At 70.9% G+C, this 11,401-nt stretch carries 12 protein-coding genes; 4 read left to right on the plus strand and 8 right to left on the minus strand.

Annotation, left to right across the window (positions count from 1 at the left end; translation table 11 throughout):
* Window positions 1-827: AfsR/SARP family transcriptional regulator (locus EAD89_RS23115; protein WP_147458859.1), on the minus strand; the 827-nt coding region annotated here is incomplete at its 3' end.
* Window positions 828-975: 148 nt separating this feature from the next.
* Here EAD89_RS23115 and EAD89_RS23120 point away from each other — a divergent pair.
* Complete coding sequence (locus EAD89_RS23120) at window positions 976-1,800, plus strand: hypothetical protein (protein WP_121677188.1); 825 nt, start codon at window positions 976-978, stop codon at window positions 1,798-1,800.
* 69 nt (window positions 1,801-1,869) lie between these two features.
* Here EAD89_RS23120 and EAD89_RS23125 read toward each other — a convergent pair whose 3' ends face one another.
* The 6 genes from EAD89_RS23125 to EAD89_RS23150 form a co-directional block, all read right to left on the minus strand.
* Window positions 1,870-2,988, minus strand: a complete 1,119-nt coding sequence (locus EAD89_RS23125; protein ID WP_121677189.1) for a branched-chain amino acid ABC transporter permease — start codon at window positions 2,986-2,988, stop codon at window positions 1,870-1,872.
* Window positions 2,985-3,875, minus strand: coding sequence for a branched-chain amino acid ABC transporter permease (locus EAD89_RS23130; RefSeq protein ID WP_121677190.1), 891 nt, complete (start codon window positions 3,873-3,875; stop codon window positions 2,985-2,987). Before EAD89_RS23130 ends, EAD89_RS23125 begins: the two co-directional genes overlap by 4 nt.
* On the minus strand, window positions 3,875-4,645 hold the full coding sequence (locus tag EAD89_RS23135; RefSeq protein ID WP_121677191.1) for an ABC transporter ATP-binding protein: 771 nt from the start codon (window positions 4,643-4,645) through the stop codon (window positions 3,875-3,877). Before EAD89_RS23135 ends, EAD89_RS23130 begins: the two co-directional genes overlap by 1 nt.
* On the minus strand, window positions 4,642-5,385 hold the full coding sequence (locus tag EAD89_RS23140) for an ABC transporter ATP-binding protein (protein ID WP_121655887.1): 744 nt from the start codon (window positions 5,383-5,385) through the stop codon (window positions 4,642-4,644). The genes EAD89_RS23135 and EAD89_RS23140 overlap by 4 nt, the downstream gene beginning before the upstream one ends.
* Before the next feature lie 2 nt (window positions 5,386-5,387).
* Entirely contained in the window at window positions 5,388-6,593 is a 1,206-nt protein-coding gene (locus EAD89_RS23145; protein ID WP_121677192.1) for a substrate-binding domain-containing protein, read from the minus strand.
* A gap of 235 nt (window positions 6,594-6,828) precedes the next feature.
* Window positions 6,829-7,068: a hypothetical protein gene (locus EAD89_RS23150; protein ID WP_121655899.1), complete on the minus strand. Its 240-nt coding sequence runs from the start codon at window positions 7,066-7,068 to the stop codon at window positions 6,829-6,831.
* A 307-nt stretch (window positions 7,069-7,375) separates the two neighbouring features.
* On the opposite strand from EAD89_RS23150, the gene EAD89_RS23155 reads away from it, so the two are divergent.
* Entirely contained in the window at window positions 7,376-7,606 is a 231-nt protein-coding gene (locus EAD89_RS23155; RefSeq protein ID WP_121655900.1) for a GntR family transcriptional regulator, read from the plus strand.
* Between the two features lie 478 nt (window positions 7,607-8,084).
* On the opposite strand, the gene EAD89_RS23160 is transcribed toward EAD89_RS23155, so the two are convergent.
* Window positions 8,085-9,206: a glycerophosphodiester phosphodiesterase gene (locus tag EAD89_RS23160; protein WP_121677193.1), complete on the minus strand. Its 1,122-nt coding sequence runs from the start codon at window positions 9,204-9,206 to the stop codon at window positions 8,085-8,087.
* A 140-nt stretch (window positions 9,207-9,346) separates the two neighbouring features.
* On the opposite strand from EAD89_RS23160, the gene EAD89_RS23165 reads away from it, so the two are divergent.
* Window positions 9,347-10,681 (plus strand): TrkH family potassium uptake protein, encoded by a 1,335-nt coding sequence (locus tag EAD89_RS23165; RefSeq protein WP_121677194.1) that lies wholly within the window; start codon window positions 9,347-9,349, stop codon window positions 10,679-10,681.
* A 17-nt stretch (window positions 10,682-10,698) separates the two neighbouring features.
* Window positions 10,699-11,367 carry a TrkA family potassium uptake protein gene (locus tag EAD89_RS23170; protein ID WP_121677195.1) on the plus strand — a complete coding sequence of 223 codons (669 nt, stop codon included), beginning with the start codon at window positions 10,699-10,701 and terminating at the stop codon, window positions 11,365-11,367.
* The last annotated feature ends 34 nt before the right edge of the window (window positions 11,368-11,401 follow it).

An 11,401-nucleotide genomic window follows, 5' to 3' on the forward strand; every position in this document is an offset into this window, starting at 1 on the left:
GGTCTTCTCGACGTCGAGAATTCGGACGAGATCTCCGACAACACGGCGGTGGGCGGCAGCAACGCCGGATCGGCGCGCAGGACGCGGCGGTGCAGGTCCTGGAGCGCGTCACCCGGCTCGATGCCGTACTCGTCGCGCAACAGCCCGCGGAATTCCCGGTACGCGGCCAGCGCCTCGGCCTGCCGGCCGCTGCGGTACAGGGCCAGCATCAGCTGGTGCCGCAGCCGCTCCCGCAGCGGGAACTCAGCGGCCAACTCCTTCAGTTCGCCCACGAGTTCCCGTTGCCGGCCCAGCCGCAGCTCCAGATCGGCCCAGCTCTCCAGGGCGGTGGCCCGCAGCTCGATCCAGCGCTGGCGGGCGGAGTCGAAGAAGAGCCCGGTGAATCCGGTGAACGGGTCACCCCGCCACAACTCCAGCGCGGCCTTCAGCTCGGTCACCGCCTCGGCGGCCCGGCCCTCGGCGCGGAGCCGCTCCGCCCGACGGATCCCCCGCTCGAACCGGGTGGCGTCGACCGCCTCCGGCCCGACCCGAAGCTGATAGCCGGCGTCGGTCAGCGTCAGCACCTGACCGGGACTGCGGGGTGGGCGCTCGGGCTCCAGCACCCGGCGCAGCCCGGCGACATACTTCTGCACCACGTTCGCGCCGTTGGCCGGCGGCTCCTCGGGCCAGACGGCGTCGACGACCTGTGCGGTGGTGACCGGGCGACCGCCGGCGAGCAGCAGCACGGCCAGCACGGCCCGCTGCTTACCCGGCCCGAGGTCGACGTCACGATCGCCGTACCAGGCCCGCTGAGGCCCGAGAATCTCGAAGCGCAGCTCCCCTGACATGCGAGTTTCCGCTCCCTGACACCCCGCTGACCGCGTCTTGGCAGTGCACGGCAGTCGGACCGCAGCATATCGGCAGTGGTTCCGCCGTACCGCCCGGCAGTCTCTGTCTCGGCAGAAGCCAGGCACCGTCAAGGAAAGAGATTCAGTGATGACGAACGGAACCGGCCGCGCCGGCACCATCCGACGGACCGTCAGCGCCCTGGTTGGCGTCCTCACCGCGACCACCCTGCTCGCCGGTTGCGGCGCGGACGGGTCGGGTACCGGCGCCGACGCGGCCAGCCCCAGCCCGACCGCGACCCCCCGGGAGGAGTTGCTCGCGGCGGTGCCGGACGGCACCGAAGGCGCCTTCCGGTTCGCCGGCAAGGACTCCAGCTCGGACATCTCCGGCGTGGTGGACCCGGCTGCGAAGGGCATGGACCTCACCGCGGCGGTCAAGGACCCGGAGCACGGGTTCACCACCCGGATGTCGTTCCTGGTCGTCCAGGAACAGCTCTGGATGAAGGTCAAGTTCACCGGCACCGAGGGACTGACCGGGCTGCCCAAGCTGCCGAGCCGCTGGATGGAGCTGGACCGCACCAAGCTGACCGACGCCGAAAGCGCTCCGACGTACGAGGGTGTGGACGTCGGCAACGCCGGCCCGATCATCGAAGCCGCCACCTCGGTGCAGGAGAAGGCGGACCACACCTACACCGGCGTGGTCGACCTGACCAAGGGTGAGGCCAGCAAGGCGGTGGGCGAGCCGGAGGTGGCGGCTCTCGGCGAGGCGGCCCGGCAGGTCCCGTTCACGGCCGTCGTCGGCCCCGACGGCAACCTCGCCTCGCTCACCGTGGACGTCCCGGCCGCAGGCAAGGCGAAGGCCTGGACGTACGTGGTGAAGTACGTCGACTACGGCTCGGCGCCGAAGCTCGCCGCGCCGACCGGCAACGCGGCCCAGCAGGCGCCGAAGGTGGCGTACGAGATGCTCAACGGCTGACCGTCCACGCAGCAGGGAGACGGGGTCGCGGCCGCACGGGGGGTCGCGACCCCGTCTCCCTGTCGACGATCAGCGGGGGTCGGAGCGGGTGCGCAGGCTCCGGCGGAGGTGGGTTAGGCGGGGGGCGAGGCTTGTCAGGCCTCCTGGGAAGAAGTAGACGGCCAGGATGAAGAGGGTGCCGAGGACGAACAGCGGCTGGCTCAGCGGGCGGCTGAGGACGGCGGGCAGACTCTCCACCGCGTCGCTCGTGCCGAACGCGGTGAGCCGGTGGTCCAGGTACATGTAGAGGACACCGCCGAGCACCGGACCCCACCGGGTGCCCGGCCCGCCCAGCACCACCATGACCAGCAGCGACAGGGTCAACTCGGACGAGGTGATGTGCGGTGACGCCCCGCCGACGATCAGGCAGTAGACCACCCCACCGGCCGACGCCAGCCCGCCGGCGAGGGTGAACGCCACCAGCTTGTAGCGGTACGGGTCCAGCCCGAGCACGCCGATCCGCCGCTCGTCGTCCCGCAGCCCGGCCAGGACCCGCCCGGTCGGCGAGCCGGAGACCCGGTGCACCACGAAGACCACCAGGGTCAGGTACGCGAGCGCCAGCCAGTACAGGTTGACCGTGTTGGTCACCCCGACCAGCCCGGCGGGCAGCCCGGACACGTCCAGCGGCAGGCCCTCCTCACCGCCGGTGAGGCCGCCGAAGTCCCGTGCCACCAGGATCGCCCCGACCTGGGCGAAGGCCAGCGTGACCATGGCGAACGCGATGCCCACCGTACGCAGCGCCACCGCGCCGAGCAGCGCGGCGAGGATGGTGCCACCGGTGATCGTCAGCAGCGCCGCCTGCCAGAGTGGCAACCCGGCCCGGGTGACCAGGATGTCCGTGCCGTACACGCCGGCGGCGAAGTAGAGCGCGTGCCCGAAGGAGAGCATCCCGGTACGGCCGAAGAGCAGGTCGTAGCCGGCGGCCAGCCCACCGAAGATCAGGCAGATGGCCAGCAGTTGCAGGGTGCCGGGCGAGTTGACCGGCCCCTCGAAGATCCCCGGCAGGGAGATCGTCGAGTACGGCAGGATCGCGAGGACGGCCAGCGCGACCAGCGGCAGGAACGGGCGTACCCGGTGCCACCGCCCCCGCTGCGGGGTCAGCTCGGCGGGCACCTGCGCCGGGGGCGCGTCGACCACGGAGTTCGTCATGCCGTTGCCACCTTTCCGGCGATGCCCTGCGGGCGCAGCAGCAGCACCACGGCCAGCAACCCGACCACGCAGATGTCGCCCAGCCCGGACGTGCCGTAGTAGTTGACGAACTGTTGCACCAGCCCGACCACGACCGCCGCGTACGCGGAGCCGACCACCGAGCCCATCCCGCCGATCACCACCACGATGAACGCGAAGATCAGCAGCGAGCTGCCCTGCCCGGGCGAGACGGTGCCGAAGTAGACCCCACCGAGCGCGCCGGCGAGCGCGGCTGCCGCCCCGCCGATCGCGAAGACGAGCGTGAACGCCTTGCGCACGTCGATGCCGAGCGCGGTCACCATCTCCCGGTTCTCCACCCCGGCCCGGATCACCAGGCCGTACCGGGTCCAGCGCAGGAAGGCGAGCAGCGCGCCGAGCACCAGCACCGCCGCGATGATCAGCAGCAGGCCACCGTTGGGCACCTGCGCGCCGAGGATCCCGGTGACCTGCCGGGTCCAGTCCGGCCGGGGGAACGGCCGGGCGTCGGCGCCCCACGTGGCCTGGAGCAGCGCCACCCCGGCCAGCGACAGGCCGACGGTGACCAGCACCTGCTCGATGGTGCGCGAGTAGAGCGGCCGGATCAGCACCAGCTCGACCAGCACCGCGACCAGCGTGCCGGCGGCCACCCCGAAGACGACCGCGAGCACGAAGCCGAACCCGTCCGACCCGGCGCCCGGCAGGTTGCCCGCCGCCCACCAGGTCGCGTACGCGCCGACGCCGAGGAACAGCCCGTGCGCGAAGTTGAGGACGTCGGCCAGGCCGAAGACCAGCGACAGCCCGGAGGCGACCAGGAAGTACAGCGCCGCCAGGCCGAGCCCGGTCAGCGTCAACAGGATCACGGTGCCCATCAGTGCTGGTCCTTCCCCGGCGCGGCGCGGCCCGGCTCGGCCAGGTGCTGCGATTCGCCGCTGCCCACGCCCAGCAGGGACCTGGTCAGCGCCGTCTCCAGCAGCAACTCCTGCGCGTCACCGGTCCAGGCCACCTTGCCGGCGGCGAGCACCACGGCATCCCTGGCGAGCCGCCGGACCACCGCCAGGTTCTGCTCGACGAGCAGCACCGGCACCGACTCCGCGACCCGTTCCAGCACCTCGGCCACCTCGGTCACCACCTTCGGCGCCAACCCCTTGGTCGGCTCGTCGACCAGCAGCAGCCGGTTGTCGTTGAGCAGCACCCGACCGATCGCGAGCATCTGCTGTTGCCCGCCGGAGAGCGACCCGGCCCGTTGCCGTCCGCGCCGGTCCAGCTCCGGAAAGAGCGCGAAGACCTTGTCGTACGCCGGGCTGACGCCGCGCCGCTCGGCCAGCCGCAGGTTCTCCGCGACGGTCAGGCCGGCGAACACGCAGCGGTCCTCCGGCACGTAGCCGAGCCCGCCGCGGACCAGCCGGTGGGTGGGGCGGGCCAGCAGGCTCTGCGCGCCCATCCGGACGGTGCCGCGCACCTCTCCGGCGGGCGGGGTGAGGCCGACGATCGCCCGCAGCGTGGTGGTCTTGCCGACGCCGTTGCGGCCGAGCAGGACGGTCACGCCGGTGGGTGCGACCGTGAAGGACACGCCCTGGAGGATGTGCAGCCCGGAGATCCGGACCGACAGGTCCTCCACGTTCAGGATCGGCTCGGTCATAGCGCCTCTCCGAGATACGCCTCTTGCACCGTGGGGTTGGCCATCACCGTCTCCGGGGTGTCGCAGGCCAGCAGCGCGCCGTGGTGCATGACGGCGATCCGGTCGGCCAGCTCCAGGATGACGTCCATGTGGTGCTCGACCATCAGCACCGCCCGGCCGCTGTCCCCGGTCAACGACTTGATCACTGAGACCAGCTCGGGCACGTCCTCGGCGCTGACCCCGGCCATCGGTTCGTCCAGCAGCATCACCCGCGGTTCGCCGGCGAGCAGCAGGGCGATCTCCAACTTGCGCTTCTCGCCGTGGGCCAGGGTGCCGGCCAGCGCCGTACCCCGGTGGGCGAGGCCGACCCGGTCGAGCGCCGCGTCGGCGGCGGCGGCCACCTCCCGGTCGGCCGCCGCCCGCCGCCACAGTGCCATCGAGCCCCCGCGGTGCGCCTGCACGGCGAGCCGGACGTTCTCCCGCACGCTGAGCGAGCCGAAGACCGACGACGCCTGGAAGGTACGGCCCAGTCCGAGGCGGGCCCGCCGGTGCGGCGGAAGCGCCCCGATGTCCTGCCCGTCCAGGGTGATCCGGCCCTCCGTGGCCCGGCGCAGGCCGGTGATCAGGTTGAACAGTGAGGTCTTGCCGGCGCCGTTCGGCCCGATCACGCCCAGGAACTCCCCGGGCGCCAGGTCGAGGTAGACGCTGTCGACGATGGCGACCTCACCGATCCGCCAGGTCAGACCGCGGGTGGCGAGCATGGTCAGCCCTTCATGGCCACGGCCGGCGGCGCGGACTCGTCACCGGTGAGGCTCTTCTGCGCGGTCGCCGTGAAGGCGGTGCCGCTGCCGGTCAGCTTGGCCTGGAACATCGGCTGGAGCAGCGCGTGGTCCGCGGCCCGGATGGTCATCTTGCCCTTGACCCCGTCGAAGCTCCAGCCCTCCAGGGCGGTGACCATCTTGTCGACGTCGTCCCCACCCTCCTGCACCCCGCGGACCACCATCTGGGCGGCGGCGAAGCCGTCCGGGTGGAACAGGTCAAGCGTGCCGCCGGGGATCTTCGCCTTGGCGGCCTTGGACGCCTCGGTGTCGCTCGCCCCGTCGAAGTAGTGCGACAGGAAGGAGATCTTCGTGCCGGCGGCGCCGAACGTCGGCCAGGAGGCGCGGATGTCCAGGCCGGTGACGACCGTGGTGGTCGAGAGGACGCCCTGCTGGTCGAGGCTCTGCCACATGGCCGGGGCGGTGGTGCCGGCCCAGGCGACGAAGAGCAGATCCGGCTTGGCCGTCTTGATCTGGCTGGCGAACGGGGTGAACTCGGTGGCGCTGGCCGGGGCCCGGACGCTGCTCACGGTGGCGCCCGCGCCGCCGATGACCGTCTTGACCGCTGCCTCGTTCGCGTCGCCGAACGCGCCGTCCTGGGCGAAGACCACGACCTTCTTGCCGGCCGGGTCGCCGATGAACGACTTGGCCGTCACCACGTCCTGGTACGACTGGCGGCCCGAGCGGAAGGTGTACTTGTTCGCCCCGGTCACCGCGTCGGTGGCGGCCGGCCCGGAGATGAACAGGACCTTGTTCTGCGCCGCGATCGGCGCGACCTGGAGCGCCACACCGGAGGCGGTGGAGCCGGCGATGATCTTCGCGCCCTTGCCGATCAGGTCCTTCGCCGCGGAGACCGCCTTGGCCGGGTCGCCCGCGTCGTCGACCTCGGTCAGCTCGATCTTGCGGTCACCGACCTTGCCGGTGCCCTGGGTGGCGAAGTCCAACCCCGCCTTGAACCCCTCGATGTACTGCTTTCCGTAGCTGGCCAGGGCACCCGACTGGGAGTACACCAGGCCGACCTTGACCGGCGCGGCGCTGTCGCCGCCGCCGGTGGCGGTGTCCTGCGGGCTGCCACAGGCCGTGGCGGCCAACGCCGCGGCCATCATCGTGGCGGCGGAGAGGAACACCCGCCGCGTCGTCCGGACCGTCATTGCGACTCCACATGAGGACTCGGAGGGAGAGAACTTCTTCGTGACGGCTCACGCTAGAAGTGACGTCACCCACGAGCTATGTGGCCGAAACACACAAGTAACAGGAAGGGGGTGGCCGGACGTTACAACTGGCCGCACCGCCACCGGAGGGCTCGGCCTCTCGATGGCCCGTACCCCCACGGACCGCCCCGCCCGTGTGTCGCCCCGCGCCATCCGCCCATCACCGCAGGGCCGGTCAGACGCACGGTCCGTCGTGGGCCGCCGGGCGCAGACAGCGCCGGCGGCCGTCGAGCAGGTTGTCGCAGAAAACCCGATGACGTACGCACTGCGCGTCCTCCTCCGACACCGTCGTCTCGGCCCGGTCCACGTCGGCGAGGAAGCCCAACACCCGGGTGATCCCCTGAGCGAACCGCAGCGCGCCCGGCAGGTCGACGGCCATCACCGGCAGGTGCACGACGAACCGCTGCCTCTCGATGCTCACGCCACCACCCTCGACTCTTCTGTCCTGCCAGCCCTGGAGGGCGGTCCGGTGTGCGGGTAGGGGACGCCCACCGGACCGCCCGGCCCCACGCCCGCAGCCCTTTTCGGCGGCGGTACGGACGCAGAGCCCACCTCACGCCCGGACCCGAGGGGTTTGCCGAACCAACCGGAGCCGGACAGCCAGCAACCTACCCCAAATACTTGTGTAGGTCGACCCTGTGAGGCGACGACACCACAGCCTGTTGCAGTAACTGGTGTAGGCCGGCATGATCGGAGACGCCGAACCGACCGGAGTCCTCACCATGCCCACAGCAGAAGCCCCATACCGCCGCATCGCCAATGAGATCGCCGCGAGGATCAAGAGCGGCGAGCTGAAGCCGGGCGACAAGCTGCCCTCCACTCGTGAACTCGCCGAGACCTACGAAGTGCACATGAACACCGCCTCGCGAGCGCTCTCACTTCTCCATGACCGAGAGCTGATCACCGGCCAGCCCGGCCGCGGCACCTACGTCGCCGAGCAACCACACGGCTGACTCGTCCAACTGTCAGATCGAATGGGAAGGGTTGCGCGGCGTGTCGGCCAGTCATGTTCTGTGCGTGCGGGGCAGCCGACCTTGCGTCGGCAAGGCACGCCGCCACTGACACTCCCCGGGCCGATCCGGACCCACTCAGCGCGAAGATCACAGCAACCCCCTGATGTTGCTGCCTCGATCCGCACCGAAACAGCAACATCGGGGAAGTTGCTGCCGCAAGGCCGCTCCGCCCCCCTTCGCGATCGTGCTCGATCGTGGATGTAGTGGCCTCGGCCGCGCCGCGACACCACTACTTCCAGGATCAAGCGCGATCTTCGAGGCGCGCCCGGAGGTGCCGCTGGCCCGCTGTCCGGGTGACGGACGGCGGGCCAGCGTGCGGGCCGGGCGTGGTCGGCCCGACGGTCGGCTAGGAGCGGATCAGCTCCGGACCGAAGTCCGCTCGGCCTCGGCGAGCTACGCCCGAGGCCGGCTCGGAAGATCAGCTCGTGGCGAGGCCGGCGCGGGCGGCGACGGCGGTGTCCGGGTGGTCGGTGAAGACGCCGTCCAGGCCCAGGCCGAGGAAGAGCTCGTACTCGGCGGTGATGTCGCCGCGCGCGTTCGGGTCGGCGCCGATCCGGAAGTCCACCGGCAGGAACTGGTTCTCCGCGCGGAACGTCCAGGAGTGCACGAGCAGCCGCTCCCGGTGCGCGTCGCGTACCACGTTGGTCGGGGCGAGCAGGGCGCCCGAGGCGTCCCGCGGCACGATCAGGTTCTTGTTCGCCCCGATGCCGTCGGCGTACGCGGCGATCCACTTCAGCCCGGCCGGCTGGGCCAGATCCTGGTAGGTGCGGGTGTCGCCGGCGACGGTGAAGTCGTACGGGCGACCGGTGGCGTCGAGCAGCTGGGCCAGGTTGACGTCGATCATGCGGTTGAGCTTGCGCAGGTTGGCCGTCTCGAACGACTGGATGAAGACCGGCGCCTTGCGATCGCTCAGCTTATTCTGCCGGAGCACCCGGACCAGTGGCTCCTCCAGGGCCAGGCCGATCGAGGCGAAGTAGCTCGGGTGCTTGGTCTCCGGGTAGATGCCGATGGTGCGGCCCCGTGCCCGCCCTTCGGTCCGGGCCAGGTCGATGACCTCCTGGAGGGTGGGCACCTCGAAGCGGCCGTCGAACGCGGTGTTCGCCACCCGCACCTGCGGCAGTCGCTCCTTGGCCCGCAGGGTCTTCAGCTCGGTCAGGGTGAAGTCCTCGGTGAACCAGCCGGTCACCGCGACACCGTCGATGGTCTTCGTCGCCTTGCGCGCCGCGAACTCCGGGTGGGCGGCCACGTCGGTGGTACCCGAGATCTCGTTCTCGTGCCGGGCGACCAGCACGCCGTCGGAGGTGGACACCAGATCCGGCTCGATGTAGTCGGCGCCCATCCGGATTGCCAGCCGATACGCCTCCAGGGTGTGCTCCGGCCGGTAGCCGCTGGCGCCGCGGTGACCGATCACGATCGGCCGGTCGTTCGCCCGGGCGTGGTCCGCCCTGGCCACCGGATCGGCGGCGGAAATGGTCGGCACGGCCACGGCGGCGGCGAGCAGCGCGCTGGCCACGCCGAGGGTCGAGAGGGTACGTCGCAACGCCGTCTCCTGTCGTTGAGGGAACCGGTTCAGCAGAGCGCCTCGGATTGACCGGGAGTTGGTCGATGACTGGCCAGCAGATGAATCTCCGGAATGAGCGTTCCCGCTCCCGCTCTGGCGCGAAAACGGAAGATTGTCTGGTGCGCCGGTATTTCCGCAACCCCGTGCGGCTGGTGCCGTTCGGGTTCCTGGTGCCGATCCTGCTCGGCACCGGTCTGCTGATGGCGCGTTGGGCGACCGTCGACCACCAGCGCCCGCCCCTGGTCACCGCGCTCTTCACCGCCACCTCGGCCGTGTCGGTCACCGGGATGGCGGTCACCGACACCCCCAACTACTGGTCCGGGGGCGGACTGGTGGTGATAACCGTGCTCACCCAGCTCGGCGGCCTCGGCATCCTCACCGTCGCGGCGCTGGTCATCCTGGTGGTGGCCCGCCAGCTCGGGCTGCGCAACCGGCTTCTGGTACAGGCCGAGACGGCGGAGTTCGGCATCGGTGACGTCGCTCGGCTGCTGCGCCGCATCGCGGTCACCGTCTTCGCCTGCGAGGCGGTGATGACCGCGCTGGTCGCCGGCCGGCTCTGGCTGGTCTACGACTATCCACTCGGGCGAGCCCTCTGGTCGGGCGTCTTCCACGCCGTCCAGGCGTTCAACAACGGTGGCTTCGCGCTCTACTCCGAAGGCCTGCTGGCATTCGACCGTGATCCGTGGGTGTCTCTCCCGCTGGCGTTCGGCGCGATCGTCGGTGGGCTCGGGTTTCCCGCCCTGTTCGAGGCGGCCCGCGAGTGGCGTCGGCCGGTGCGCTGGGCGGTGGCCACCAAGCTGACCATCTGGGGCAGTGCCGCGCTGCTGCTGCTCGGCTCCGCCGGGCTGCTCGCCGCCGAGTGGACCAACGTCGGCACCATCGGCTCGTACGACGTCGGCGGCAAGATGCTCGCGTCGTTCACGCAGATCGCGTTGAGCCGCACCGGCGGCTTCAGCGTCCTGGACATCGCCGCGCTCCAGGAGGAGAGCTACCCGCTGTTGATCGTGCTCATGTTCATCGGCGGCGGCAGCGCCAGCACGGCCGGCGGGATCAAGGTCTCCACGTTCTTCCTGCTGGCGTTCACCATCTGGGCCGAGCTGCGGGGCGAGCCCGACGTGAAAGTGGGACGCCGCCGGGTGGCCACCGCCAGCCAGCGGCAGGCCATCACGGTGTCACTGCTCAGCGTCGCGCTGGTCACGGCCGGCACGATGATCCTGCTGCTGCTCACCGAGGGCGTCCGCTTCGTCGCCGCCCTGTTCGAGGTCACGTCCGCGTTCAGCACCACCGGGCTGACCATCGGGCTCGCCGGCACGCTGCCGGCCAGCGGCCAACTGACCCTCACCGTGCTGATGTTCATCGGCCGGGTCGGGCCGCTCACCCTCGGGTCGGCGATCGCGTTGAACACCCGACGCCGGCTCTACCGCTATCCCCAGGAACAACCCATTGTCGGCTAGCAGCGAGGAGGGGCGAGGTGTCGGCTAGGCGAGCGAACGGCAGCGGCGTCGTGGTGGTCGGGCTGGGCCGGTTCGGTAGCCAACTGGCCCGGTCACTGACCCGGATGGACCGCGAGGTGCTGGCCATCGACCACAACCCGGACCGGGTGCAGCGCTGGTCCGCCCAGCTCGACCGGGTGGTCCAGGCCGACTCGACCGAGGAGGGGGCGCTGCGACAGCTCGGCGTCGCGAGCTTCGAGCGGGCGGTGGTGGCCATCGGCGCCTCGGTGGAGGCGAGCGTGCTCACCGTGCTGGCGCTGGTCGAGCTGGGTCTGTCGCAGATCTGGGCTCGGGCCACCTCGCAGAAGCACGCCAAGATTCTCTCGTCGGTGGGCGCGCACCACGTGATCTTTCCGGAGGCGGAGACGGGCGACCGGGTGGCACACCTGATCGTCAGCCGGCTGCTCGACTTCATCGAGTTCGACGACGACTTCGCGATCGCCACCGTCCGCGTGCCGGAGTCCCTGGTCGGTCGCACCGTGCTCGACCTGCGCCCGGACGATCGCTACGAGGTCCGGGTGATCGGCGCCAAGCTGCCGGGCGAGCGCTTCCGGTACGCGTCGGACAGCACCAAACTCCTCGAGGGTGGGCTGCTGGTGGTGGAGGGCGGGATCGACCAGGTGCAACGGTTCGCGGGGCTGCGCTGAGCCGGGTCACTTCTTCCCGCCGCCGTGCCCCCTC

Source organism: Micromonospora sp. BL4 (assembly GCF_003667505.1).
In the GTDB taxonomy this organism is placed as follows: Bacteria; Actinomycetota; Actinomycetes; order Mycobacteriales; family Micromonosporaceae; genus Micromonospora.